The sequence below is a fragment of the Streptomyces sp. NPDC045431 genome, assembly GCF_040646655.1.
Lineage (GTDB): Bacteria > Actinomycetota > Actinomycetes > Streptomycetales > Streptomycetaceae > Streptomyces.
This window is the reverse complement of the sequence record NZ_JBEZAQ010000016.1, coordinates 56,942-82,241: the sequence shown is the minus strand read 5'-3', so window position 1 is coordinate 82,241 and position 25,300 is coordinate 56,942. Positions and strand designations below refer to the sequence as shown.

The following is a 25,300-nucleotide window of genomic DNA, read 5'->3' as shown; positions in this document are numbered from 1 at the left end:
CGAGGGCCCGGCTCCCTTCCGGGAACCGGGCCCTCGCGGCGTGTGTCGTACCAGCTCGGACCGTCAGTCCAGGTAGTCGCGCAGCACCTGCGAGCGCGACGGGTGGCGCAGCTTCGACATGGTCTTGGACTCGATCTGGCGGATCCGCTCACGGGTCACGCCGTAGACCTTGCCGATCTCGTCCAGCGTCTTCGGCTGACCGTCGGTGAGGCCGAAGCGCATGGACACCACACCCGCCTCACGCTCGGAGAGCGTGTCGAGCACCGAGTGCAGCTGCTCCTGCAGGAGCGTGAAGCTGACCGCGTCGGCCGGGACGACCGCCTCGGAGTCCTCGATCAGGTCACCGAACTCGCTGTCGCCGTCCTCGCCGAGCGGGGTGTGCAGCGAGATCGGCTCGCGGCCGTACTTCTGGACCTCGATGACCTTCTCGGGGGTCATGTCGAGCTCCTTGGCCAGCTCCTCCGGAGTGGGCTCGCGGCCCAGGTCCTGGAGCATCTGGCGCTGGACGCGCGCGAGCTTGTTGATGACCTCGACCATGTGCACCGGGATACGGATGGTGCGGGCCTGGTCGGCCATGGCACGGGTGATCGCCTGACGGATCCACCAGGTGGCGTACGTGGAGAACTTGTAGCCCTTGGTGTAGTCGAACTTCTCGACCGCGCGGATCAGACCCAGGTTGCCCTCCTGGATCAGGTCGAGGAAGAGCATGCCGCGGCCGGTGTAGCGCTTGGCCAGCGAGACCACGAGGCGGAGGTTGGCCTCCAGCAGGTGGTTCTTGGCGCGGCGCCCGTCCTCGGCGATGATCTCCAGCTCGCGCTTGAGCTTCGGCGCCAGCTTGTCGGAGTTCGCCAGCTTGTCCTCGGCGAACAGACCCGCCTCGATGCGCTTGGCGAGCTCGACCTCCTGCTCGGCGTTGAGCAGCGGGACCTTGCCGATCTGCTTGAGGTAGTCCTTGACCGGGTCGGCGGTGGCACCGGCGACGGCCACCTGCTGCGCCGGCGCGTCGTCCTCGTCCTCGTCGGAGAGGACGAAGCCCTTGGCCTCGCCGTCGGTCTCGTCCTCCTCGCCCTTGCCGGGCGCGACGTCGTCGAGCAGCTCCTCGCCCTCGAGGATCTCGTCGGGGTCCTTCTTGGCCGCGGTCTTCTTGGCCGTGGTCTTCTTGGCGACGGCGGTCTTCTTCACCGCCGTCTTCTTGGCGGCGGTCTTCTTCGCGGCCGCCTTCTTGGCGGTGCCGCCGGCCTCGTCGGCCGCGGCTTCCGTGCTCTGGGCCGCCGGGGCCGCGGCGGCCGTGACGGGCTTCGTCACGGTCGTCTTGGCGGTGACGGTCTTGGTGGCGGTGCGCTTCGCCGGGCTCTTCGCTGCGACGCTCTTGCGGGCGCGCTTAGGCGACTCCGCTGCACTGACCATCAGCGTCACACCCTCTTCCTCGAGGATCTGATTGAGGCTGCGCAGAACATTCTTCCACTGGGTTGGCGGAATCTGGTCAGCCTCGAAGGCCCGACGCACGTCATCGCCGGCGATCTGCCCATCAGCCTTTCCCCGCTCGATGAGCGCCATCACAGACTCGGACTCGGCGATCTCCGGCGGGAGCGTACGGGATGTGCTGGCCGACACGAACAACCTCTCGGAACGATGGAAACGGCTTCCGGCCCCGCCCATGATCGGGCCGGAGCCGACGACCGCCGGCTGGGAATGTGCCGACGACGCGGGTGGAGAACCTCGGAGCTGCACAGCGCCATGAGCGGCGGCTGTATTCCCTCCTCGGCTGTCACCTCTTAGGTCATCGCAGGGCTTCGAGGAGCGTTACGCCCGTTTCACGTGGCCCGAGTCACACCCCAGATGGCCCCAAAGGGGGTGGATGGGGTGATTTCCCGTGCAATCGCGTGCGGCAGAGCGTGAAAAGCGCGTGTCGGGCGGGGGCCGGGGATCGCGCAGGGGCCTGTAACAAGGTGTCCGGGGCCGGGCTCGGACGTGGTCGGCGCCTCGACCTGCCCCGCGCCGTACGGCCGGCCCGAGGGGCCGGGAGCCTTACGCCACCCCGGGGCCCGCGTCGCCCGCGGCTTCCGCGGGACCGGATGCCTCCCGGGTGCAGACGCCGCAGCGGGATCGGGCTCGGCCCGGCCGGTACCGGGACGGCAGGGCCGCGGGGACCGCCGGGGCTCGGAGGCCGGGTGCGCCCGCGGAGGACGGGCGGGGCCGTCGGGGCGAGAGCCCCCGGGCCGGCGTCACCCGGCGCGCGCGGCGGCCGGCCCGCCCGGGGCTCGAACTCCTGGCATGGACTCTGGCTCGGGCTCGGCGACAGGCCGCGCCCGCGGCCTCCGCCGTGCCCGTACGTCGTACGCGGCCGCCGACGGCGCGACGGCGGCGGCTCAGTGCTCGCGCGGAGCGGGAACGACTCGTTCCACCTCGGGGTGGATGGTCAGCAGCTGCCGCATCGCCGCCTCGGCGGCCTGCCCGTCACCCGTGGCCAGGGCGTCGACGATGCGCGCATGGTGGGAGACGCAGGTCTCGCTGGGGCGGTCACAGCTGATCGTCGGCGATCCGGAGACCTGGAGGGCGGCGGAGACGATGCCGGAGAGGTGCTCCAGCATCCGGTTGCCCGCGACCTGGATCAGCAGGGAGTGGAACTCCGCGTCCGCACGGGAGAACGTGATCACGTCACCCTGCGCAAACGCATGGCCCATGATGTCGACCATGTCACCGAGGCGCTGCTGAATGTCCTCGCGGCCGTGGCCGGCGGCGAGACGCGCGGCCAGCGGCTCGATGGTCCACCTCAGCTCGCCGAGCTCGCGGCGCTGGTCCTCGCGCTGCGGCCCGAAGGCCCGCCACTCGATGATGTCCGGATCCAGCAGGTTCCAGTCGCTGACCGGTCGGACCCGGGTGCCGACGTTGGGGCGTGCGCTGACCAGGCCCTTGGCCTCGAGGACGCGCAGGGACTCGCGGACGACGGTCCGGGAGACCTCGAAGCGCTGACCGATCTCCTCGGGGACGAGCGGGCGGTCGGCGCCCAGGTCGCCGGAGACGATCATCTGGCCGAGCTGCTGGACGAGTTGGCCGTGCAGTCCGCGGCCGCGGCTGCCCGCCGCCCGGCGGCCCACCCGGCCCAACTCCGTGTCGGCGCTCTCCCATGCGGGAGGGCCGACACGATCGGCCACGCCGGGCGTCTCCGCGTAGGGATAGCGGTCCAGTCCACCCGGGGCCGCGAGGCCGGACTCGACGGGGCGGGTGGCGGTCATCATGGTGTGCGCAAGGGTACTCACGCATCCTTTGTCGGCGTGGCTTCCACGGCCCTTGAGGTCTTTGGTGAAAAGCACACGAAAGGGTGATCGGCGCTCGCTGCCCAATTGACGCCTTATCGGAAGGAAGCGGGCAATTTCCAAGGGAGTTATGACCGTTCGAAGCGCTTCGGTCACCGCATGGTCACCAACGGGCGCGGCGGCGCAGCCCGGTGAGCAGATAGGCACAGATGAGGGCGGTCAGCGACAACACCAGTGCGGCACCCACGGGTTGGGCTACGACGTGCACCACACCCATGACCCAGCGGTCGGCCTCGTAGGGCCAGTGCGTCCAGCTCAGTTCGCGCAACCTGCCGGGCAGGCCCGCGATCGAACGCACGGACGGGCCCACCAGCGCCTTCCGCACCAGCGGGACCATGAGGACGGGCACCGCGAGCACGGCCGCCACACCGGCGCCGGTCGCCCGGAACACCCCGGCGCCGAGCAGGCCGGCCCAGGCGCACCCGACGGCGAGCCCGGCCCAACTCGCGCACAGTGAAGGCCAGTTCTCCGGGACGGGGATCAAGTGGCCGCCGTACACGAGGCGCAGCGCTTCGAGGTCGACGACGGCGACCAGGAGGGCGAGCAGCAGGGCGCCGGCGGCGGTCACGGCCATTTTGGCGGCGAGGAGGCCGAGGCGGCGCGGGACGGGACCCCGGCCGGAGGAGAGGACGGGGTAGCGGAACTCGTCACCGAACGAGAGTGCGCCGAGCAGCCCGGCACCCAGGGCCGCCGGCGGCAGGGGCAGGAGGCCGGGCCAGGCGGCGATGACGGCGGGCAGGGGCGTGCGGCCGGTACGGGCGAGGAGGACGGCGAGGGCGGCGGAGGCGACGAGGACGGCGGCGGCGATCAGCGGGGTGGCGGGGACGCCGAGCAGTCGGCGCAGCTCGTAGCGGAGCGGGTGGAGCGGAGTGCGTACGGGCTTGGGGCGCAGTGGCGGCGGAAGGTCCGCCGACCGTCGCGGGTCCTCCTCGACGGTCGGCTCGGGAGCGGGCGGAAGCGGCGGCGGAACCGGGGCCGGTGCTTCGGCGGCGCTCCCGTCCGCGTCGGCGGGGGGCTCGGCGGCCGGGTCGAGGCCGGACTCCGGGCCGGGGCACGGACACGGGGACGGGCACGGGTTCGAGTCTCCGGTCTCGTCGGCGAGTTGGTGGAGCAGGACGCCGTGCCGGAAGGCGGTCTCGCCGATCTCGGCGCAGCTGCTGCCGTAGACGCTCAGGCGGTTGCCGTTCTCGGTGACGACCTCGACGGAGCGCCGGGTGGCGCGGGCCTCGCGGCTGACGACGGCGGCCAGGCGTGCGGCGTGCGGGGTGCGGACGGCGACGCGGGGGCGCAGCCGGGTGCGGGCGAAGGCGGCCGCGTCCTGGTCGGCGACGAGCCGGCCTTCGTCGATGGCGACGACGTGGTCGGCGACGCGGGCGGCCTCCTTGGAATCGTCGGTGGTGTACAGGACGGTGCCGCCGTGGTCGGCGTGGGCCCGGAGGAGCGCGTACAGCCAGGCGGCCTCGCGCGGTGACAGTCCGGTGGCGGGCCGGTCGAGCAGGAGGGCGTGCGGGTCGCCCAACAGGGCGGCGGCGAGGCCGAGTCGGCGCTCCATGCCGGTGGAGAGCGTGCCCAGGCGCTGGTCGTGGAGCTCGGCGAGGCCGACGGCGTCGAGCACCTCGTCGGCGCGCGTCACGGGAACTCCCGCGGCCGCGCAGAGCATCCGGAGCTGGCCGCGTACGGTACGGGCCGGATGGCCCGGTACGTCGGCGAGGAGGACACCGACCTCGCGGGCGGGGTGGGCGATGCGATGCAGGGGGCGGCCGCGGAAGTACGTGATGCCACGGCCCGGTTCGAGTTCGAGCATGAGCCGCAGGGTGGTGGTCTTGCCGGAGCCGGGGGCGCCGAGGAGCGCGGTGACCGCGCCGGGCAGGGCCTCGAAGGTGAGGTCGCGTACGGCGGGCTCGCGGCCCCGGCGGGGGGCGCTGGTCAGTCCGATTGCCTGGAGCATCGCTTCTCCCGCGGTAGATGAGACCGCTCGGCGGCAGGTCGGGGTACCGCGACAAGATAACGCGACATTTCGGACTTTTTGCGCAGGGTTGGGGGCGCGCGGCCCCGGGTGTCAGACCTCGGGGCGCAGCATCGGCGGATTGAGCAGGGTGGCGCCGCCGGCTCGGAAGAGCTGGGCGGGCCGGCCACCCTGGCGGGTGGTGGTGCCGCCGGACGGGACCAGGAAGCCGGGCGTACCGGTGACCTTGCGATGGAAGTTGCGGGGGTCGAGGGCGACGCCCCAGACCGCTTCGTAGACCCGCCTCAGCTCGCCGACCGTGAACTCGGGCGGGCAGAAGGCGGTGGCCAGCGACGAGTACTCGATCTTGGAGCGGGCGCGCTCCACACCGTCGGCGAGGATCCGGGCGTGGTCGAAGGCGAGCGGGGCGGGCTGCTCGTCCTCGCGCCCCGGGTCCGTCGCGCGGAGGAGCTCCTCGACCGGGGCCCAGCGGGCGCTGTGGGCGTCACCGCCCGCACGGGGTGCGGGCAGATCGGGCGCGAGCACGAGGTAGGCGACGCTGACGACCCTCATGCGGGGGTCGCGCTTGGGGTCTCCGTACGTGGCGAGCTGTTCCAGATGGGCTCCGTTTCCCTCGGCCGGGAGCGGCGCGCCGGGTTCGTGCGCGCAGAGTCCCGTCTCCTCGGCGAGCTCGCGCGCCGCTGCCGCGCCGAGATCCTCGTCGGTCCGCACGAACCCTCCGGGCAGGGCCCAGCGCCCCTGGAACGGTGGCTCTCCACGGCGGACGACCAGCGCGCAGAGCGCGTGGCGGCGCACGGTGAGCACGACCAGGTCGACGGTCACGGCGAAGGGGGGAAAGGCCGACGGGTCGTAGGGCGACATGGCGCGATCATAGTCGTCTTCCTGACGATAAGCACGCCCCGGGAGCTCCGTCACAGCCACTCGCCGCACGCCGCTCACACCCCGCTCACGCCCCCAAGTGAAGCCCTGAGGCGGCTTCCTCGACCATGCCGAGCCCCGTTCTGCTGATCCGTACCGCGAACGGCTCCTCCGCGACGCGCAGCCCGGAGAGGCGGACCGCTCCCAGGGGCACGCCGCGCAGGGGGTACAGGGCGACCGTGCCGCCGGGGGCATCCGGCCGGATCCCCGCCAGCGTGGTGAGCAGCAGCACGGCGGCGGCCGAGGCGACGGCGGCGGGGCGGCAGGCGGCCGGGTGCGCGACGGGCGCGCTGTCCGCCGTCCGCTGCAGACCCGCGTACATCTCGGGCAGCCGGTACGCGAACGCCTCGGCGGCGTCGAGCAGTCCGCGCAGCAGGGACGTGGCCTCCTGGGCGTACCCGGCGGCGGCGAGGCCCGCGACGGCGACGGCGGTCTCGTGGACCCGCACCGCCCCGGAGCGGTGGCCGAAGGGGTTGTGGCCCGGCTCCTTGGAGCCGAGGCCGCGCAGGCCCCAGCCGCAGTCGAGGGCGGGGCCGCCGAGCAGCCGGGCGAGCTGCTCGGTCTGCACCGTGTCCAGCAGGCCTTCGGCGAGCCGCCCGCCGCCGAGCAGCCCGGTGTCCAGGAGGTGCGCCGCGCCCGCGCCGAGGGGGCGCAGCGGTCTGCCGTCCGGGGCGAGGGCGGCCGCGGGGCGGCCACCGCCGTGGTCGTCGAGCCAGAAGTCCGCGCGGAAGCGCCCGCGCAGGGCCGCGGCCCAGTCGCGCCAGGCGTCGGCGCCGGGGCGGCCGCAGGCGTCCAGGAGGTCGGCGCCGAGCAGCGCGGCCCGGTGCGCGTGCGCCTGGGTCTCGGCGCGCCGCAGTCCGGCGGTGCCCGGCTCGGCGAGGAGGCCGCCCTCCCCGGCGGTGGTGCGGAGCCAGCCCAGGCAGCGCTCGGCGGCGGGCAGCAACGCGGCGAGCTCCTGCTCGGGCAGGCCCCAGCGCCGCGCCTCGGCGAGCACGGCCGGGAAGGCGAGGGTCGCCTCCACACCGGTGCAGGCGGCCGGGAGATGGGGTCCGGCGTCCCGGAGCGGGCCGGGGATGCGACCTGCTCCGGGGTCGCCACCGGAGAGCTGGGTGCGGGCGACGGTGCGCAGGGTGGCGGCGGCGAGCCGGGTGCCCAGGGGGAGTGCCATCCTGACCGCCCACAGGGCCTCGGCCGGGGCGAGGCCGCAGCGCCAGGGCACGCCCGCCGCCGGGTGGAGGTCACCTGGATGGACGGGGTCGCGCAGGAGCAGCGCCCGTAGATCGTCGAGCGCGGTGCGCAGCAGCTTCTCCACCCGCGGGTCGTCGCCCTCGGCGCGGGCGTCGGCCAGGCGGGGGCCGCCGCTCGTCCGGCCCACCGGGCGGACGGGCTGCCCGGAGCGGACACGCAGCTCGATCGTGCGGGCCTCACCGGGCTGGAGGGCGAACTCCCACCGGAGCAGCCCGGCGGAGGCCAGGGCGTCCTCGGGCGGCGGGTCGGCGGTGACGGTCGCCTCCGTACCGTCGGGGGCGGACCACCGTATGCCCCCGTCGTGGACGGCGGCGCGCAGCGCCGGACCGGGCCGGCCGGCCGCCACCGCGCCGAGGTGGGCCAGATCGGTGCCGAGGGTGAGGTCGACGGGCACGCGGACGGGCCGGGCGAGCGAGCTGCGGAAGGTGATGCGTTCGGTTCCCCCGGCCCGGCGGGTCCGCTCCACGCGGAGCCCGGGGTCGGGGCCGGGGTCCGCGGGCGTGCGCACGACGGCGAGGAACCGGGCCTCGTCCGCACCGGCGAGTCCGCCGTGGACGACGACCGGTTCCCGGCCGCCCACGCGCAGCCGGCACTGGGACAGGAGTCGGCGGCCCGACTCGTAGACGCCTTCGAGGCCCTCGCCGGTGAGCTGGCCGTGGGGGGCCGACACCGTGAAGTGGGGCAGGGCGACGCAGAGGAGGGCGTGGTGCACGGGCGGCAGTTCGCCGGGGTTCGCCGGGCCGTGGGCCGTCGGGCGGGGGTCGGCGGCCGACGTCTGCCGGGCGTGCTGCGGGACGGGGGGTCGGTGCGGGACGGGACGGTCCATGGGTGGTCTGCTGAGCCTTCTGTGCGCTCCGGACAGCCGCTGGAGGTACGGCGGCACGGGTCATACGACTCCGCCGAAGAGGTGAACGCCCGCCCCCGGTCACCGGTCACGGCCGTCACTGCCCACTCCTGCTGTCGCGCCGCGCACCGCGCCGCGATCCGCGCGCGGACGCGGGCTTCGCGGCGGCGGGGTTTCCGGCCACGGGCTTTCCGGAAGCGGGCTTTCCGGTAGCGGGCCTCGCGAGGCCGGGCGGCCATACCCCGCGGGTCCGGACCCGGGTGCGCCGGCGCGCGGGGCGCACATCCGCGGCCCCGGCGGGCGCGGAGGCGGTCCGTGCGTCGGCGGCCGTGCGTGCGTCACGCTCCTGGCGCAGGCAGGTGCGGAGGGCCTCGGGGTCGAGCCCCTCGTTGCAGGCCTGGTGCAGCAGCCGGGCGAAGACGTACTCCGGGTCGGCGTGGAGCGCGAGCCCCAGGGCGACGCGCGCGCTCGGCTCGTCACCGGTGGACCAGGCGACCCAGCCCGCGAGGGTCAGCGGTGCGGCGGCGTGTTCGGCGTAGGCGCCGACGCAGCGGCGGGCGAGTGCGCGCCAGAGCCGCAGCGCCGGGTGCGCTTCGGCGCCCTCCATCCACTCGGCGGCCCGGTCCCGGGTGATCCGGTCCTGGAGGCCGATGATCAGCGCGGCGGCCTCGTCGTGCGCCAGCAGCGCGTCGTCGTGGGCGTCGGCCACCGCCGGCTCGGGCACCGGTGTCCTCTCCCTGAGCCGCCGCATGAGCCGGTGGGCCAGCCCGAGCGTCTCGGTGCGCACCTCCTCGCACTGCTCCTCGTCCAGCATCCTGGGCACGAGCTCCCCGCTCGCGAGGTCCAGCGCCCGCCCCTGCTCGCCCGCGTCCCCGGGCCTGCCGGTCGGCCCGGGCAGCAGCCGTGACTCCAGCTCCCGCAGCGAGCCGCGCACCTGGATCCCCGCGTACGCCGCGGCGGCCGCCATCACCGACGTACCGGGCAGGGCGAGGACGTTCCCCTCGGGCGGGCAGCAGCGGGAGTCGGGGCAGCAGTACGACCAGAAGCGGCCGTCGGAGATGCACAGCGCTTCGTACACCGGCACGTCGAGCGCGCCGCAGGCGGTGCGCAGCCGCTGGGCGAGCGGCCGCAGGCGCTCCATGACGCGCAGGCCGGTCTCGCCCTCCCCGGGGTCCTGGCAGAGGAAGACGACGATGCCGTCGGGGCGTGAGCCGTGCCGCTCGCACCCTTCGATCAGGGATTCGGCGAGCTGCTCGGCGACGGGCGGCCACTCGCGGGGCGAGCGGGGAATGCCGGTCCGCACCCGGCCGCCGAAGCGGCCGCGGTCGCCGTGGAGCGCGACCAGGACGACGGAATCGGTGGGGTGGTAGCCCAGCATGTAGGGCAGGGCGTCGGCGAGTTCGGCGGGACCGCGCAGGGTGATCTGCTGGCGGTCGTCGGAGGGGCCGGTCGTGTCGTGGTGCTTGTTCATGGTCACGACGGTCCCGCGAGCGCCGCCGCCCGTCGACCCCTGTGGATAACCGCCGGTCGCCGTTGTCCACAGCCCTGCCGCTCCGCTCGCGCAGCGGGCACCCTGCTGGTGGCGGGGGCGAACGGCGCCGCGGACGGCTCAAGGCCGATCCGAGCGCTGGTCCACCGTGCTGTGCCATGGTCCGCTCCGATCATCGGCGTCGAGAAGGAGGCAGGATGCGCACGCAAGATCGCCGGAGGACCGGGCTCGTCTCGCGGTCGGCGGAACTGGCCGAACTGGCCCGTCACCGCGCCCAAGACGCCGAGAACCAGCGCAGCCTGACTCCCGATGTGGTCGAGCGGATGCTCGCGACGGGGTTCGCACGGCACTTCGCGCCGGCCACGCAGGGCGGTGTGGAGGGCACGTTCGAGGAGTTCACCGAAGCGGTCGTCACCGTGGCCGGGGGCTGCGCGGCGACCGCGTGGTGCGCCTCGGTCGCGTCGAGCCTGGCCCGGATGGCCGCCTGTCTCCCGCAGGAGGCGCACGCGGACATCTGGGCCGCCGGGCCCGACACCTTCGTGGTCGGCTCCCTCTCCCCCATCGGCAGGGCCACGCCGGTGCCGGGCGGCTGGCGCGTCTCCGGCTCCTGGGCGTACATCAGCGGCGTCGACCACTCCGACTGGGCCGTGGTGTGCGCCGTCGTCCCGCGCAACGGGGAACCGCAGGGCGGGCCGCCGCCCGCGCGGCTGTTCGCCGTCCCGCGCGCCGAGTACGTGATCAAGGACACCTGGACCGGTGCCGGTATGCGCGGCACCGGCAGCAACACGCTGGTCGCCGACGGCGTCTTCGTACCCGAGTGGCGCAGCATGGACCGGCAGCGCCTCTTCGACGGGCGGCCGGTGGCCTCGTCGGCCGACTGTCACAGCGTGCCGATACAGGCCGTCAACGGGCTGGCCTGCGCGCCGGTCGCCCTCGGCGCGGCCCGCGACGCACTCAGGCTGTGGACCGGTGACACGGCCGAACGGCTGGGGCGCGGCGCCGGGCGGCCGGGGGTTCCGGGCCCCGCCCGAAGCACCTACGAAGCGGTGCTGACCCGCGGCGCCGGTGACATCGACGTCGCCTCGTGGCTGCTGGAGCGGGCGGCTCGCGTCGCGGACGGGGGCGCGCGGGTCACGGCCGAGGAGACGGCCCGCAACGTGCGCGACTACGCGATGTCGACCGAGCTCCTGGTCAACGCCGTCAACCGGATGTTCACCACCGCCGGGACCTCCGGGCAGAGCACCGACGGCCCGTTCCAGCGCATCTGGCGTGACGTCAACTCCATCGCCACGCACATAGCCCTGGCCTTCGACCCGGCCGCGACGCTCTACGCGTCCCACGCCTTCGGCCGCGCTTCGGTTTGACGTGGAGCGCACTCCAGCTCCTAGTGATCTGAGTCAGAGATTCGTCGGCAGTAGGCGGCGACTTTGTCGAGGATCTCGTCGGCGGTCTTCGTCCAGACGAACGGTCTGGGGTGTTCGTTCCAGTCGGCGAGCCAGGCCCGGATGTCGCGTTCGAGGGCCTGGACGGAGCGGTGGACGCCGCGCTTGAGCTGCTTCTGCGTGAGTTCGGCGAACCGTAGTCGTGGCTTCGGCGTTCGGGGACGCCGGGCATCATGGGCAGGACCGGCTGGGACCGGTCCAGGGCCTGGATCTGCGACTTCTCGTCCACGCAGAGAACGAGCGCCTTCTCCGGCGGGTCGAGATAGAGGCCGACGACGTCGCGGACCTTGTCGATGAACAACGGGTCGGTGGACAGCTTGAATGTCTGGGCCCGGTGCGGTGCCAGGGCGAATGCCCGCCAGATCCGCGAGACCGTTGACTGCGACATCCCTGTCGCCGCGGCCATCGACCTGGTCGACCAGTGGGTGGCGTTCTTCGGAGTCTCCTCAAGCGTCTTGACGATGACCCGCTCGACATCGGCGTCGGTGATCTTCCGCGGAACACCGGGCCTCGGATCGTCGCACAGACCGTCCAGGCCGCGTTCGATGAAGCGGCGCCGCCAGGTGCGGACCGTGTCCGGAGTGATCCGCAGCCGGCGGGACACCTCCATGATCGAGTGGCCCTCGGCGCACTCCAGCACGATCCGCGACCGCTGGGCCAGTGACTGGGCTGTCGTGCGGCGACGCAACCAGCCCTCCAGCACCGCCCTCTGGGCGTCAGTGACCGACAACGGCGGAATCTTCGGACCCGGACGACTCATACCCAACCAACGACGAATCTCCGACTCAGGTCACTAGGTGCCCGTCGGCCGGCTCAGGCCGGTCCTCGCTCAGCCCGCGGCGGCGAGGACCAGCGGAAGCACCCGCTCGCAGCCGGCCCGGCGCAGCAGGCGGGCGGCGACGGCGAGGGTCCAGCCGGAATCGGTGTAGTCGTCCACGAGCACGACCGGCCCCGGAGAGCGCTGCAGGGCCTCGGCGAGCTCCTCGGAGACGGCGAAGGCACCGGAGAGCGCCCGCAGGCGCTGCGCGGAGTTGCTGCGGCGCACCGTGTGCTCGCCGCCCGGTCCGGTGTACGTCAGGGTGCCGAGGTACGGGAGGCGGCCGATGGCCGCGATGCCCTCGGCGAGCGAGCCGACCAGCCGCGGACGGGTGAGGGACGGTACGGCCACGATCCCCACCGGCCGGGCGGTGGCGTCCGGGACGTTCGGCGCCCAGCCGCCCGGCGACCGCGCCCAGTCGGCGAGGACGGCCACGGCGGCCCGCAGGACGTCGTCGGGGACCGGACCGTCGGGCGCGTTCTCGGCGAGCAGCGGGCGCAGCCGGTTGCCCCAGCCGATGTCCGAGAGCCGCCCCAGGGCGCGCCCGGGGGAGCACTGCTCACCGGCCGGGATGCGCCCCTTGAGGTCGATGCCCAGGGCGGGCATCCCCGTCGGCCACATCCGGCGCGGCTCGACCTCCACGCCCGGACGCTCCAGCTCCTTCGCCGCCCCCGTCAGCGCCTCCGCCGAGACGGCGGAGTCCAGCCAGGAGCCCGCGCAGTTGTCGCAGCGGCCGCAGGGAGCCGCGTCCTCGTCGTCCAGCTGACGGCGCAGGAACTCCATCCGGCACGCGGACGTGCTGACGTAGTCGCGCATGGCCTGCTGCTCGGCCGCCCGCTGCCGCGCCACCCACGCGTACCGCTCCGTGTCGTACACCCACGGCTGCCCGGTGGCCTCCCAGCCGCCCTTGACCCGCTTGACGGCCCCGTCCACGTCGAGGACCTTGAGCATCGTCTCCAGCCGGGTGCGCCGCAGGTCCACCACCGCCTCCAGGGCCGGCACGGACAGCGGGCGCCCCGCCTCGGCGAGCGCCGCCAGGGTCTGGCGTACCTGCGCCTCGGGCGGGAAGGCCGTGTCGGCGAAGTAGCGCCAGATCGCCTGGTCCTCCTTGCCGGGCAGCATCAGCACATCGGCGTGCTCCACACCGCGGCCGGCCCGGCCGACCTGCTGGTAGTACGCGATCGGTGAGGACGGCGCTCCGAGGTGGACGACGAAGCCCAGGTCCGGCTTGTCGAAGCCCATGCCGAGGGCGGAGGTGGCGACGAGCGCCTTGACCCGGTTCTCCTGGAGGTCGGTCTCGGCCTGCAGCCGGTCGGCGTTCTCCGTACGCCCGGTGTAGGGGGCCACCGGGAAGCCGCGCTGCCGCAGGAAGGCGGTGGCCTCCTCGGCCGCGGCGACGGTCAGGGTGTAGATGATCCCGGAGCCCGGCAGAGCGTCCAGGTGCTCGGCGAGCCAGGCCAGGCGGTGCGCGGCGTCGGGCAGCTGGACGACACCCAGCCGCAGGCTCTCCCGCTCCAGCGAGCCGCGCAGCACCAGGGCCTCCCCGGCGCCGGTGCCCAGCTGGTCCGCCACGTCGGCCGTCACGCGCGCGTTCGCGGTGGCGGTGGTGGCGAGCACCGGCACCCCGGGGGCGAGGTCGGCGAGCATGGCCCGCAGCCTGCGGTAGTCGGGCCGGAAGTCGTGGCCCCAGTCGGAGATGCAGTGCGCCTCGTCGACCACGAGCAGACCGGTCGAGGCCGCGAGCTTGGGCAGCACCTGCTCGCGGAAGTCCACGGAGTTGAGGCGCTCCGGGCTGACGAGGAGGACGTCGGTCTCGCCGCGCTCGACCTCCTCGTAGATGGCGCCCCACTCCTCCGGATTGGCCGAGTTGATCGTGCGCGCCCGGATGCCGGCCCGCGCCGCCGACTCGACCTGGTTGCGCATCAGCGCCAGCAGCGGCGAGACGATCACCGTCGGGCCGGAGCCGCGCCGGCGCAGCAGGGCGGTGGCCACGAAGTACACCGCCGACTTCCCCCAGCCGGTGCGCTGCACCACCAGCGCGCGCCGGCGCTCCCGCACCAGGGCGGCCACGGCCTGCCACTGGTCCTCCCGGAGCCGTGCCGACCCCTCCGGGGCGCCGACCAGCTCGGCGAGGATGGCATCGGCTTCGGCGCGGAGCTCCAGGGTGTCCATGCCTCCATGCAACCCGATGGGGAGGCCCGGCGGCCACTTCACGCTGCGTGACGAGTGACGGACACCCGGACACCGGGAGGGCGGCTGAGGGGGTGTTTCCGCTGGTCCTGGCTGTTCGGCGGTGAACTGACGCGTCATCGGGGGATCAACTGGGCAGGATATGAGTGTCATACCGGCCCATACCAGGCGGTGGTCTCAATTGCTCGTTGCCGCTTGACCGTTGCGCCCGCAAGAATTGGAATCCGCCCCCCGCACGGCTCGTCGCGGTTCGGAGGGGTCGCAGGGCTGTGCCGCGGTGCGCCCTCACTCACCCTGCCCGCACTGTGGGCGCGTATGCGAAGGGAGGACCGTGACCTTCGGATTCGCTCCGTCCGCAGCCACCTCGCTCACCGCCCCGGCCGACTCCCCCAGCCGCCTCGCCCGCATGCTCGAACCCGCCGAGTGGGCCGCTGCGGGGATTCCGCTGCTGCGCAACCCGCGCGAGGTCGTCAACGGCCTGCACGCCCGCCACCGGCCGGTGCCGGCGACCGCCGTGGTCGCCGTCCTCGACCACGAGGAACGGCTTACCGCCAGCGCCTCGTTCACCCGCCGCCCGGTTCCCGCGGACGGCTGGGAGTTCCGCAACGCCCTCCTCGCGCACCTGCGCCGGGTCATCCCGCACGACCTGCGGCGCCGCACCCCGGTGCGGACGGCCGTCCTGCTCTACTGCCGCGAGGGCGACGAGCGCTGGACGGAGGAGGACGGGGCCTGGATGTGGGGCCTGCGGGACGCGTGCACGCTGCACGGCCTGCGCTGCGGCGCGTACATCACGCTCACCAGGAGTGGCTGGCACGTGCTGGGTGAGGGCCGTGGGGGCAGGCGCCCGCACTCTCAGTCGGCCCCCGGTGACCTCGCCGACAGCTCGGCCGACGAGGAGCACCCGATGCCGCGCACGGCCGGCGGCGCGGCGGAACCCCTGCGCCGTACGGCAGCGCGCTAGCCGTACCGCCGCCTCGGGCGTGCCGGCGCCGCGCGGGTGCCGACACCCCGCGCATACCGGCACGCGCAGGCGGCGCCGTGCGAGTGCCGGCCCCGGGCCTGCCGCCACGGGCAGGCCCTCGGCCGTGGGCGCCGCGTCCGCGTCCGCCGGGGCGGGACCACGCGGGCGCGGTGCCGGGGGCGTACGCCGGGGCGTCAGACCGCCGCGCCCAGCACGGAGTTGACGCGCTGCGGGTCGCCACAGACGATCAGCAGCGCACCCGCGCGCTTCCGCGCGGCGGGCAGCGCCCGGGCGGCGAGCTCGTCGTCGTCGCCGTTGACCGCGACGACCACCACGGGCCGCTCGGCGGCGCGCTCCACGGCGGCCGCGTCCGCGAAGAACACGTCGTCGCGGGCGTCGTGCTGGGCCCAGTAGGCGGCGTCGCCGAAGGACAGCTCGTGCGTCGCCCACGGGTGCGGCTCACCGGTCGTGAGCACCAGGATGTCGCCTGGCGCCCGCCCGGTCTCCAGCAGCAGGTCCACGGCCTCCTCGGCGGCGTCGAGCGCGCCGGCCGTCGGGGCGGGGATCAGCTGGATCTGCGGCTGCGCCGACGACGCGGAACGATTCTCCTGCCCGGTCACGGCGGAAGGGGACGGCGACGACGCGGAGGTCGGACGCGGCACCGGAGGCGTGGGCCGGGCCGGGGCGGGACCCGGACGACCGGGTCGCGGTGAGGCCGCGGTACGCGGACCGGGTACGGGTCGGGGGGTCGGCGCGGGGCGGCCGGCGGCCGGAGTGGCGCGGGGACCCTGGGCACTCTCGTGAATCTGAGGCTCCTCGGGGATGAGAGGCATGAACGGATGTCTATCAAACGCCGGTGCGCGTGACACCGGCGGGTGGCGTATACACGCGCCCGCGCTGTTCAGCGGGGCGCCGTGGACGGGTCGGTCAGAAGTCGAAGCCCAGCTGGCCCCCGCTTTCCAGGGCGGCGGTCTCCGCCGGGACACGGACCTTCTTGAGGTGCCGCCACTGCGGCAGCGCGTCCAGGTACGCCCAGGTCATGCGGTGGTGGGGCGTGGGCCCCCACTCCCGCAGGGCCGCCTTGTGGACCGGCGACGGATACCCGGCGTTGGCGGCGAACTCGAACGCCGCGTACCGCCCGGAGTCGGCCTCCAGTTCGGCCATCATCGCGTCCCGCCGCACCTTGGCGATCACCGAGGCCGCCGCGACCGCGACACAGGACTGGTCTCCCTTGATCACCGTACGGACCCGCCAGGGCTGCCCGAGGTAGTCGTGCTTGCCGTCCAGGATCACCGCGTCGGGCCGCACGGGCAGCCCGTCCAGGGCGCGTACGGCGGCGAGCCGCAGCGCCGCGGTCATCCCGAGCTCGTCGATCTCCTCCGGGGAGGCGTGACCGAGGGCGTACGAGGTGACCCACTCCTCCAGCTCCGCGGCCAGTTCGCCGCGGCGCTTGGGGGTGATGAGCTTGGAGTCGGTGAGGCCGACGGGGGGTCGTCGCAGGCCGGTGACGGCCGCGCAGACGGTGACGGGCCCGGCCCACGCCCCGCGTCCGACCTCGTCGACTCCGGCAATGATCTTGGCGCCGGTTGTCGCCCGGATCGAGCGCTCGACGGTGTGGGTGGGTGGTTCGTACGGCATGGCGCCAGATAGGTTACGCCGCCCGCCCCCGCCCGCAACACCCGGATTGCGATCAGACGATCTGCGGCCTCGGCGACGGCCTCCAGCCCTTCACTGGCGCACACCTGCGACCGCCATACCACCATGGCCGGAATTCCTCGATTCCGCGGTGCGCGAGCTACTGGACGAGGCGAGCGGAGGGGTGGAATCACGCCAGGGAGCGTGACGTGATCGACCCCCTCCACGACGATGCTGTCGCATTCGTGAACCACTCACCACGCCGGTGCCACTCCTGCTCAACCGCCATGTGGAACGTACGGATCCGCCCCGTCGTACCCACCTTCGCCGCCGGACTCCTCCTGGAAGCCGTCTCGCCAGGGCGTACAGAGGTAGCCCTCCGTCGAGACGCCGCGCTCGGCGAGGATGTCCCGGGCCCGCCGCTCGCTCCAACTGGTCGCGTACCAGGGGGTCCCCGGCCCTTCCAGTTCCGCCTCGATGCCGGCGAGCGCACAGGAGCGCAGGGGTTCGGGCAACCGGTCGAGGGCGGGTACGGCGTCCGCGGACAGCCCGTCCAGGTAGCCGATGTCGATCTGCTGCGTGCGCTCGTAGCGCCGGACGTTCTGCTCCGCCACCAGCGCGTCCGGCGACATCAGCCCGAAGGCGAGCACCCCCACGGCGGCGCTGGCGGCGACGGCGCGGGGCAGCGGCAGGCGCCGCGCGCCGAGGACGCCCGCGGCCATGATCAGTACGATGACGACGCCCAGCCACAGCTCCATGGCGGCCACCGAGATCCTCAGCCGCGTCAGCCCGTACGCGTCGACGTAGAGGTCCATGCGGCGCAGGGCGGACGCGACCACGACGAGGGTGAGCAGGCACAGGGTCCCCAGCACACCCCGGACCAGGGTGCGGTCGCGGGCGCCGCCGCGCGGTGCCCAGCGCAGTGCGAGCCCGATCACCGCGAGCGTGAGCAGGGTGGCCCACAGCAGTTGCCAGAAGCCCTGGCGCGCGTACTCGGCGCGGGACAGGCCGGTCTCGCTGAACACCCTCTCGTACCCGCCGAGGAGGACGGCGAGCTGAACGGCGTTGAAGGCGGCGAACAGCAGATTGAGCACGATCAGCGGAAGCGCCCATTCCAGGCGGCCGTGCGGCCGGCCGGGACGGCCCTTCAGACGGTCCCAGCGCAGCGGCGCGGCGGCCGTCCGTGCGGCGGCGAGCGCCCCCAGGAGGCCGACCGCGAAGGAGAGGACCCGCAGGGGCACGTCGGCCACCGAGTCCACGTCCGGCATCAGCGCGCCGAGCAGGTCGGCGAAGGCCGCGTCGGCTCCGGCGAACAACGCCCCGAAGACGACCAGGAGTCCCACCGCCACCGCGGTCGTCCGCAGCACGACCGCCGCGCGCCCCCGCGAACCGTCCACCATCTCGCGCAGCCCGCGCCCGGCCCAGCCGATGCCCGAGCCGACGGAGTCGAAGAGCCCGATCGGCCCGAAGAGGACGGCCCGCCAGGTGCGGCCGCCGTGGAGCGCGAGGGAGGCGAGGCCCACGGCGCCGACGACGGCCAGGAAGGTGGGCCAGCCCGCGTCGTGCAGGGCGGGGATGCCGAGCAGGGCCAGGCCGCCGACCCCCCAGACCAGCGTCCAGGGGCGGGCCCGGCGGCCGGCCGCCCGGGCGGCGGCGTACGCGGCGAGGGTGGCGGGTATCGCCACGAGGATCAGGTTGACGCCGAGCCCGTCGCCGAACAGCAGGGCGCTGACCAGGCCCGTGGCGAGGACGCACCAGAGCGTGGCCGTCGGCACGGGCCCCGGCGCCTTGGGACGTATGCGGGTGAGCCAGGTCTCCGGCCGCGCCGCCGGGGGCCGCCGCCAGGGCTCGCTCCACGCACCGGGCGCGAACTGCGGTTCCGGGGCCTCCGCCCGCGCCCGGGGCGGAGGAGGCGGCGGCGAGGGCGACGATGGCGATGCGGATGGCGTGTCTGTCACGGAGCCCCTCCCGGCCGGTCCGGCGCCGTCATGATCGACGCGACGGCGCGGCCGAAAGAGTAGCCCTGGAGGCGGCGCCCGCCACGGGCCGGTCTCGTGCTGTGGCAGGACCGTGACATACGTACGTACGTACGCGTACGGAAGGGGGTGCGGCTCAGCGGGCCGGGCCCGTGGGCACCCAGCCCGGCAGCTCCTCCGTGCGCTCCAGCCACTGCGCGGGCGGCGCCCCGCCCTCCGCGGCGGCCACCACTCCCCCGGCGATGGCGCAGGTCGTGTCGACGTCGCCCCCCACCTGCGCGGTCGTCCAGAAGGCCCGTTCGAAGTCGCCCAGGGCGCGGGCCGCCGACCACAGCGCGAACGGCACCGTGTCGTGCGCGCTCGTACGCCGTCCGCATCCGAGCACCGCCGCGACGGTCCCGGGGTCGCCGTAGTCGAGCATGTCCCGGGCCCGGCGCAGGCCCGCTCCCACGGCGCTGCGCGGCACCAGCGCGACGACGCCGTCGAGGAGGTCCTCGGGCTTGGGCGGCCCGTCCGGAGCGGCGACGAGGGCGGCGGCGGCTGCGACCGCCATGCAACCCACCACGGCCTCGCGGTGCTGGTGCGTGGTGTACGAGGAGATCTCGGCCTGGTGCGTGGCCTGCTCCGGGTCGTCGGCGTACCAGGCGCCGAGCGGGGCGATGCGCATGGCGGCGCCGTTGCCCCACGAGCCCTGGCCCTTGAAGAGCCCGGCGGCCAGTTCCCGCCAGTCGCCGCCCTCGCGGATCAGCCGGAGCATCCGGTTGACGGCGGGGCCGTAGCCGCGGTCGAAGTCGTGGTGCTCGGCGAAGGAGCGGGCGAGGGCGTCCTGGTCGATACGGCCGTGCTGCGCGAGCACGGCCAGCACGGAGCAGGCCATCTCGGTGTCGTCGGTCCACTGCCAGGGGGCCGGCGGCAGCTCGCGCCGCTTCAGCAGGGGGTAGTGGGCGGGGACGAAGAACTGGGAGCCCAGGGCGTCTCCCACGGCCAGTCCGCGCAGGCTGGCGAGGGCGCGTTCGAAACGCCGGTCGAGAGAGGAGTCAGCGGTCATCGCCCTGCCACTCTATCCGGTACGCCGTCACGCCCCGGGCGCACGCGAGCGCCGCGTACCGGCGCCGTCACCGTCACACGGTCCAGGCGGCTTCCAGGTCGACCACGTCCCCGGTCAGCGCCGCCACGTCCGCCTCGATCTGCGCGCGCAGCGCGAGCCGCTCCACCCGCTCCGTCCGGTACTTGCCGTGCTCGGCCGCCGACCGCCACATCGACAGGACGAGGAACTCGTGGCCGGGCGCCTCCCCGAACAGCCCCCGCAGCATTCCGGGGGATCCGGCCATCGCCGGGTTCCACACCTTCTCCTGCATCAGCGCGAAGTGCTCGACCCGCTCCGCGCGGACCCTGCTGTGCGCGACCCGGACGACGTCGGCGTCCGTGAACCGCGGCTCGAACCCCGTCTTCACGTCGAAGCGGTAGTCGAACAGCTTCACCTGCATGCCCTTGTACGTGCCCGACTGCGCGGCCGCCAGCCGGTCGTACGAGCGCGCCATGAAGGAGTCGTAGAACGCACGGCTCTCCCAGAAGGCGAAGACGTGCGCGACGCCGGGCCGTGTCCGGCTCCATCCGCCGCCCTGCCCCCGGAATCCCGGCTCACCCAGCTGCCCCGCCCACTTCCGCTGTCCCCGCTCGAACCCACGACGGTCCACCACGGTGCAGCGAATCCACTTGACCAGCACCGCGCCATCGTACGGCGGGGCGGGGTGGCGTGGGTCACGCTCGGCGGACCCGGCCGACCCCGTTCGCCCCCGCCCCGGGCGACCGCTGTCCGCCGTCCGCCGGGGCGATGCGCGTGACACCATGTCAGCATGCCGAAGGGCCCGGGGAGCACGGGGCTTGGTCCGGGTCCGTACGAGAGAGGGGATTCCGGTGAACAGTGCCAACAAGGGGATCGACAAAGCCGAGATCACGCTCAAATGGGACCCGAGCCCCGCAGGCGCCCCCGACCGCGATCTCGACGTCATCGCCGCGGTCTACGGGGCGGACGATCCCTATGGCGAGCCGGCCTATCTGGTGCACTTCGGGAGCCGTTCCCCGGACGGCACCATCACGCTCCAGCGGGAAAGCCGCAACGGCCAGGGGTTCGGGGCCGACGAGGTGATGATGCTGGAGCTGTACCGCCTCGCCGCGACGTACGCGCGCGTGGTGGTCGGTGTGGCCATACAGCAGGGTGGCGGGCGGTGCGTGTTCGGCGATGTGGCGGGCACCCGGGTGGCGGTGCGGCAGGGCTACCAGGAGCTGGAGAGCCACGACTTCCGGGACGTACGGGAGGCGACCGCCGCGGTCGTCGCCGAGTTCGTGCGCGAGGACTCGGGCGGCTGGGAGTACCGCCGTGCGCTGCGCGGTTTCGACGCCGATCCGGAGTCCTTCACCGGGCTGATGGGCGCCCGGCCGTCCTGACGAACCCGGCCGTCCTGACGAAGCGGAAGGGAGGGGCACCGGCCCACGGCCGGTGCCCCTCCCTTCCTCAGGTCATGCCCTGGTTCAGCTGCAGCCGCTGGTGGAGCCGCAGCCCTCGCAGATGTAGCAGGAGCCGGCCCGCTGCATCTTCGTACCGCAGGAGAAGCAGAGCGGGGCGTCCGCGCTGATGCCCAGCTGCATCTCGACGAGCTCCGCCGAGGTGTGCGCCTGCTTCGGAGCCGGAACCTCCGCCTTCGTGGCGGTGGCGGCCACCGTCTTCGGCGCCTCCTGCTGGAGCGGGGCGGACTGGGCGAGGCCCTCGACGTCCACCTCGTCGTCCGCCGGCTCGTACGAACCGGTCTCCAGGTGGCGCTGGCGCTCCTCGGCCGAGTGGATGCCGAGCGCCGAGCGGGTCTCGAAGGGCAGGAAGTCCAGCGCCAGGCGGCGGAAGATGTAGTCGACGATCGACTGTGCCATCCGCACGTCCGGGTCGTCCGTCATACCGGCCGGCTCGAAGCGCATGTTGGTGAACTTCGAGACGTACGTCTCCAGCGGAACGCCGTACTGCAGACCCACCGAGACGGCGATGGAGAAGGCGTCCATCATGCCCGCGAGCGTCGAACCCTGCTTGGACATCTTCAGGAAGACCTCACCGAGACCGTCGTCCGGGTAGGAGTTGGCGGTCATGTAGCCCTCGGCGCCGCCCACCGTGAAGGAGGTGGTGATGCCCGGGCGGCCCTTGGGGAGGCGCTTGCGGACCGGGCGGTACTCGACCACCTTCTCGACCGCGGCGCGGATCGTCTCCTCGGCCTTCTCGGTGACCTCGGTCTTCTCCTGCTCCTTCTTCTTGGCGGAGAGGGGCTGGCCGACCTTGCAGTTGTCGCGGTAGATGGCGAGCGCCTTGACGCCCATCTTCCACGCCTCGAAGTAGACCTCCTCGACGTCCTCGACGGTCGCCGTCTCCGGCAGGTTGACCGTCTTGGAGAGGGCGCCGGAGATCCAGGGCTGGATCGCGGCCATCATGCGGACGTGGCCCATCGCGGAGATGGAGCGCTCGCCCATGGCGCAGTCGAAGACCTCGTAGTGCTCCTGCTTGAGGCCGGGGGCGTCGATGACATTGCCGTGCTCGGCGATGTGGGCGACGATCGCCTCGATCTGCTCCTCCTGGTAGCCCAGGCGGCGCAGGGCCTGCGGGACGGTGCCGTTGACGATCTGCATCGAGCCGCCGCCGACCAGCTTCTTGAACTTGACCAGGGCGAGGTCGGGCTCGAGGCCGGTGGTGTCGCAGGACATCGCCAGGCCGATGGTGCCGGTCGGGGCGATGACGGACGCCTGGGAGTTGCGGAAACCGTTCTTCTCGCCGAGGCGGAGGACGTCCTGCCAGGCCTCGGTCGCCGCGGCCCAGATCGGCGTGTCCAGGTCGTCCATGCGGACGGCCGTGGCGTTGGCGTCGGAGTGCTGCTTCATGACGCGCTTGTGCGGCTCGGCGTTGAGCGCGTACCCGTCGTACGGGCCGACGACCGCGGCGAGCTCGGCGGAGCGGCGGTAGGAGGTGGCCGTCATCAGCGAGGTGATGGCACCGGCCAGCGCGCGGCCGCCGTCGGAGTCGTACGCGTGGCCCGTCGCCATGAGCAGGGCGCCGAGGTTGGCGTAACCGATGCCCAGCTGGCGGAAGGCGCGGGTGTTCTCGCCGATCTTCTGGGTCGGGAAGTCGGCGAAGCAGATGGAGATGTCCATCGCGGTGATGACGAGCTCGACGACCTTGGCGAAGCGCTCGGACTCGAACGACTGGTTGCCCTTGCCGTCGTCCTTGAGGAACTTCATCAGGTTCAGCGAGGCCAGGTTGCACGAGGTGTTGTCCAGGTGCATGTACTCGCTGCAGGGGTTCGAGCCGTTGATGCGGCCGGACTCCGGGCAGGTGTGCCAGCGGTTGATCGTGTCGTCGTACTGGATGCCCGGGTCGGCGCAGGCCCACGCGGCCTCGGCCATCTTGCGGAAGAGCGCCTTGGCGTCGACCTCCTCGATGACCTCGCCGGTCATGCGGGCACGCAGACCGAACTTGCCGCCGGACTCCACGGCCTTCATGAACGCGTCGTTCACGCGGACGGAGTTGTTGGCGTTCTGGTACTGGACGGACGTGATGTCGTCGCCGCCCAGGTCCATGTCGAAGCCCGCGTCGCGCAGGGCGCGGATCTTCTCCTCTTCCTTCACCTTGGTCTCGATGAAGTCCTCGATGTCGGGGTGGTCGACGTCGAGGATGACCATCTTGGCGGCGCGGCGGGTGGCACCACCGGACTTGATCGTGCCGGCGGAGGCGTCGGCACCGCGCATGAAGGAGACGGGGCCGGAGGCGTTGCCGCCGGAGGAGAGGAGCTCCTTGGAGGAGCGGATACGGGAGAGGTTCAGGCCGGCGCCGGAGCCGCCCTTGAAGATCATGCCCTCTTCCTTGTACCAGTCGAGGATCGACTCCATGGAGTCGTCGACGGACAGGATGAAGCAGGCGGAGACCTGCTGGGGCTGCGGCGTGCCGACGTTGAACCACACCGGGGAGTTGAAGCTGAAGATCTGGTGCAGGAGGGCGTAGGCGAGCTCGTGCTCGAAGATCTCGGCGTCGGCGGGCGTGGCGAAGTAGTTGTAGTCCTCACCGGCCTTGCGGTACGTCTTCACGATGCGGTCGATCAGCTGCTTGAGGCCGGTCTCGCGCTGCGGGGTGCCGACGGCTCCGCGGAAGTACTTGCTGGTGACGATGTTGACCGCGTTCACCGACCAGAAGTCGGGGAACTCGACGCCACGCTGCTCGAAATTGACCGAGCCGTCGCGCCAGTTGGTCATGACGACGTCACGACGCTCCCAGACCACCTCGTCGTACGGGTGCACGCCGGGGGTCGTGTGGATGCGCTCGATACGCAGGCCCTTGTTCACCTTGGCTCCCTTGGCGCGGGCGCCTCGTGCCGGGCCGCTCGTCGTCTCTGTCATGCCGCCTCCCATATGTGGGCAAAAACGCCCTGAAGTGCCCAGATCTTCCCGAGGCACAGTTTGTGTCTGGTGTCCCGAACGCCACGCACAGCGCTCGCGACAGGTCTTTTGCCGATCACTGCCGACCACCGACGATCACTGGGGATCGCCGGACGGCTTCGATCAGTCGGCGGCGGTCGCGGGCACCGGGACCTCTGGGGTCACACCGGGCCCGCGCCCTTCCGCGGGTGGCCGCCCGTCACGGAGCTCCGTGATGGCCGCCTCGAAGTCTTCGAGCGAGTCGAACGCCCGGTACACGGACGCGAAGCGCAGGTACGCGACGAGGTCGAGCTCCTGCAGCGGGCCGAGTATGGCCAGTCCGACGTCGTGAGTGGTCAGTTCCGCACTGCCCGTGGCGCGCACCGCCTCCTCGACCCGCTGGCCGAGCTGGGCGAGGGCGTCCTCCGTGACGGGCCGCCCCTGGCATGCCTTCCGTACGCCGTTGATGACCTTGGTACGGCTGAAGGGCTCGGTGACCCCACTGCGCTTGATCACCATCAGCGAGCACGTCTCCACCGTGGTGAAACGGCGGGAGCAGTCGGGGCACTGGCGGCGGCGCCGGATGGAGGTCCCGTCGTCGGTGGTGCGACTGTCGACGACACGGCTGTCGGGGTGCCTGCAGAAGGGGCAGTGCATGGCTCCCAACCCTCCTTCACAGCACGACTGAATAGCCTCGTCAGGCCCGTCGGGCCCCTCGAAGCAGCCATAAGCATAGGCGATCGCCCCACCCCCGGAAGACCGGGGGACCACAACACTTGGGCGGCCGAGGACATACAACCACTAGATCTAGGGTCTGGGCGGCCAAGCACCGCCAGCCGCGTGTCGCGGTTCGGACACGTTGCGCAGTAGTGCGAGGCCAGCGCGCCGCCAGGGTCGCCGGACCTGCTCGCGGGCATGGCTCGGGAGCCCCACGGGGGCGAGGACGAACGCGAAATGCCGGCGCCGCGGCCGAGGACGGCACACCCCGCGGCGCACGGGGCGGGGCGGGGAGCACGACGGCGGGGACGAGCCTACGGGACGGGCGCGGCGCCTCC

17 protein-coding genes and 1 pseudogene are annotated in these 25,300 nt (G+C 73.1%); 3 read left to right on the top strand and 15 right to left on the bottom strand.

Annotation, left to right across the window (positions count from 1 at the left end; genetic code table 11):
• Nucleotides 1-63: 63 nt before the first annotated feature.
• The 6 genes from AB0A69_RS26645 to AB0A69_RS26620 form a co-directional block, all read right to left on the bottom strand.
• The gene (locus AB0A69_RS26645) at nucleotides 64-1,614 is read right to left on the bottom strand and encodes an RNA polymerase sigma factor (protein ID WP_361427030.1); all 1,551 of its coding nucleotides are present in this window, start codon (nucleotides 1,612-1,614) and stop codon (nucleotides 64-66) included.
• Between the two features lie 755 nt (nucleotides 1,615-2,369).
• Complete coding sequence (locus tag AB0A69_RS26640) at nucleotides 2,370-3,260, bottom strand: FadR/GntR family transcriptional regulator (protein ID WP_361427027.1); 891 nt, start codon at nucleotides 3,258-3,260, stop codon at nucleotides 2,370-2,372.
• A 160-nt stretch (nucleotides 3,261-3,420) separates the two neighbouring features.
• A complete protein-coding gene (locus AB0A69_RS26635) occupies nucleotides 3,421-5,265 on the bottom strand; it encodes an ATP-binding cassette domain-containing protein (RefSeq protein WP_361427024.1) in 1,845 nt (614 codons plus the stop codon).
• A 111-nt stretch (nucleotides 5,266-5,376) separates the two neighbouring features.
• The gene (locus tag AB0A69_RS26630) at nucleotides 5,377-6,144 is read right to left on the bottom strand and encodes an NUDIX domain-containing protein (protein ID WP_361427021.1); all 768 of its coding nucleotides are present in this window, start codon (nucleotides 6,142-6,144) and stop codon (nucleotides 5,377-5,379) included.
• A gap of 85 nt (nucleotides 6,145-6,229) precedes the next feature.
• A complete protein-coding gene (locus AB0A69_RS26625) occupies nucleotides 6,230-8,275 on the bottom strand; it encodes a glycogen debranching N-terminal domain-containing protein (protein WP_361427018.1) in 2,046 nt (681 codons plus the stop codon).
• Between the two features lie 115 nt (nucleotides 8,276-8,390).
• A complete protein-coding gene (locus tag AB0A69_RS26620) occupies nucleotides 8,391-9,764 on the bottom strand; it encodes a DUF4192 domain-containing protein (RefSeq protein ID WP_361427015.1) in 1,374 nt (457 codons plus the stop codon).
• A 215-nt stretch (nucleotides 9,765-9,979) separates the two neighbouring features.
• Between AB0A69_RS26620 and AB0A69_RS26615 the strand changes: the two genes are divergently transcribed.
• A complete protein-coding gene (locus AB0A69_RS26615) occupies nucleotides 9,980-11,146 on the top strand; it encodes a hydrolase (RefSeq protein ID WP_361427012.1) in 1,167 nt (388 codons plus the stop codon).
• A gap of 20 nt (nucleotides 11,147-11,166) precedes the next feature.
• Here the strand turns inward: AB0A69_RS26615 and AB0A69_RS26610 are convergent.
• Together AB0A69_RS26610 and AB0A69_RS26605 are read right to left on the bottom strand one after the other, a co-directional pair.
• A pseudogene (locus tag AB0A69_RS26610) lies at nucleotides 11,167-11,984 on the bottom strand (IS630 family transposase).
• 69 nt (nucleotides 11,985-12,053) lie between these two features.
• Nucleotides 12,054-14,213: a RecQ family ATP-dependent DNA helicase gene (locus AB0A69_RS26605; RefSeq protein ID WP_361427009.1), complete on the bottom strand. Its 2,160-nt coding sequence runs from the start codon at nucleotides 14,211-14,213 to the stop codon at nucleotides 12,054-12,056.
• 349 nt (nucleotides 14,214-14,562) lie between these two features.
• Between AB0A69_RS26605 and AB0A69_RS26600 the strand changes: the two genes are divergently transcribed.
• Complete coding sequence (locus AB0A69_RS26600; RefSeq protein WP_361427006.1) at nucleotides 14,563-15,192, top strand: hypothetical protein; 630 nt, start codon at nucleotides 14,563-14,565, stop codon at nucleotides 15,190-15,192.
• 194 nt (nucleotides 15,193-15,386) lie between these two features.
• Here the strand turns inward: AB0A69_RS26600 and AB0A69_RS26595 are convergent, their stop codons facing one another.
• The 5 genes from AB0A69_RS26595 to AB0A69_RS26575 all read right to left on the bottom strand — a co-directional run bounded on the left by AB0A69_RS26595 (nucleotide 15,387) and on the right by AB0A69_RS26575 (nucleotide 20,530).
• On the bottom strand, nucleotides 15,387-16,025 hold the full coding sequence (locus AB0A69_RS26595) for a hypothetical protein (RefSeq protein ID WP_361427003.1): 639 nt from the start codon (nucleotides 16,023-16,025) through the stop codon (nucleotides 15,387-15,389).
• A 94-nt stretch (nucleotides 16,026-16,119) separates the two neighbouring features.
• Nucleotides 16,120-16,830, bottom strand: coding sequence for a ribonuclease HII (locus tag AB0A69_RS26590; protein ID WP_361427000.1), 711 nt, complete (start codon nucleotides 16,828-16,830; stop codon nucleotides 16,120-16,122).
• Nucleotides 16,831-17,105: 275 nt separating this feature from the next.
• Nucleotides 17,106-18,626: a DUF4173 domain-containing protein gene (locus AB0A69_RS26585; RefSeq protein WP_361427231.1), complete on the bottom strand. Its 1,521-nt coding sequence runs from the start codon at nucleotides 18,624-18,626 to the stop codon at nucleotides 17,106-17,108.
• A 313-nt stretch (nucleotides 18,627-18,939) separates the two neighbouring features.
• Nucleotides 18,940-19,851, bottom strand: coding sequence for an ADP-ribosylglycohydrolase family protein (locus AB0A69_RS26580; RefSeq protein ID WP_361426997.1), 912 nt, complete (start codon nucleotides 19,849-19,851; stop codon nucleotides 18,940-18,942).
• Nucleotides 19,852-19,924: 73 nt separating this feature from the next.
• Nucleotides 19,925-20,530 (bottom strand): YdbC family protein, encoded by a 606-nt coding sequence (locus AB0A69_RS26575; protein WP_361426994.1) that lies wholly within the window; start codon nucleotides 20,528-20,530, stop codon nucleotides 19,925-19,927.
• A 190-nt stretch (nucleotides 20,531-20,720) separates the two neighbouring features.
• On the opposite strand from AB0A69_RS26575, the gene AB0A69_RS26570 reads away from it, so the two are divergent.
• The gene (locus AB0A69_RS26570) at nucleotides 20,721-21,251 is read left to right on the top strand and encodes a TerD family protein (protein ID WP_361426991.1); all 531 of its coding nucleotides are present in this window, start codon (nucleotides 20,721-20,723) and stop codon (nucleotides 21,249-21,251) included.
• Between the two features lie 84 nt (nucleotides 21,252-21,335).
• Here the strand turns inward: AB0A69_RS26570 and AB0A69_RS26565 are convergent, their stop codons facing one another.
• Together AB0A69_RS26565 and nrdR are read right to left on the bottom strand one after the other, a co-directional pair.
• Nucleotides 21,336-24,227 carry a vitamin B12-dependent ribonucleotide reductase gene (locus AB0A69_RS26565; protein WP_361426988.1) on the bottom strand — a complete coding sequence of 964 codons (2,892 nt, stop codon included), beginning with the start codon at nucleotides 24,225-24,227 and terminating at the stop codon, nucleotides 21,336-21,338.
• A 162-nt stretch (nucleotides 24,228-24,389) separates the two neighbouring features.
• Nucleotides 24,390-24,902 (bottom strand): transcriptional regulator NrdR, encoded by a 513-nt coding sequence (gene nrdR / locus AB0A69_RS26560; RefSeq protein ID WP_361426985.1) that lies wholly within the window; start codon nucleotides 24,900-24,902, stop codon nucleotides 24,390-24,392.
• Between the last annotated feature and the right edge of the window lie 398 nt (nucleotides 24,903-25,300).

Excerpts from the sequence above, each read along its gene's own strand:
- AB0A69_RS26605 (WP_361427009.1), bottom strand. The coding sequence starts at position 14,213 with ATGGACACCCTGGAGCTCCGCGCCGAAGCCGATGCCATCCTCGCCGAG.
- AB0A69_RS26580 (WP_361426997.1), bottom strand. The coding sequence starts at position 19,851 with ATGACCGCTGACTCCTCTCTCGACCGGCGTTTCGAACGCGCCCTCGCC.
- AB0A69_RS26635 (WP_361427024.1), bottom strand. The coding sequence starts at position 5,265 with ATGCTCCAGGCAATCGGACTGACCAGCGCCCCCCGCCGGGGCCGCGAG.
- AB0A69_RS26615 (WP_361427012.1), top strand. The coding sequence starts at position 9,980 with ATGCGCACGCAAGATCGCCGGAGGACCGGGCTCGTCTCGCGGTCGGCG.
- AB0A69_RS26595 (WP_361427003.1), bottom strand. The coding sequence starts at position 16,025 with ATGCCTCTCATCCCCGAGGAGCCTCAGATTCACGAGAGTGCCCAGGGT.
- AB0A69_RS26590 (WP_361427000.1), bottom strand. The coding sequence starts at position 16,830 with ATGCCGTACGAACCACCCACCCACACCGTCGAGCGCTCGATCCGGGCG.
- nrdR (WP_361426985.1), bottom strand. The coding sequence starts at position 24,902 with ATGCACTGCCCCTTCTGCAGGCACCCCGACAGCCGTGTCGTCGACAGT.
- AB0A69_RS26625 (WP_361427018.1), bottom strand. The coding sequence starts at position 8,275 with ATGGACCGTCCCGTCCCGCACCGACCCCCCGTCCCGCAGCACGCCCGG.
- AB0A69_RS26630 (WP_361427021.1), bottom strand. The coding sequence starts at position 6,144 with ATGTCGCCCTACGACCCGTCGGCCTTTCCCCCCTTCGCCGTGACCGTC.
- AB0A69_RS26620 (WP_361427015.1), bottom strand. The coding sequence starts at position 9,764 with ATGAACAAGCACCACGACACGACCGGCCCCTCCGACGACCGCCAGCAG.
- AB0A69_RS26565 (WP_361426988.1), bottom strand. The coding sequence starts at position 24,227 with ATGACAGAGACGACGAGCGGCCCGGCACGAGGCGCCCGCGCCAAGGGA.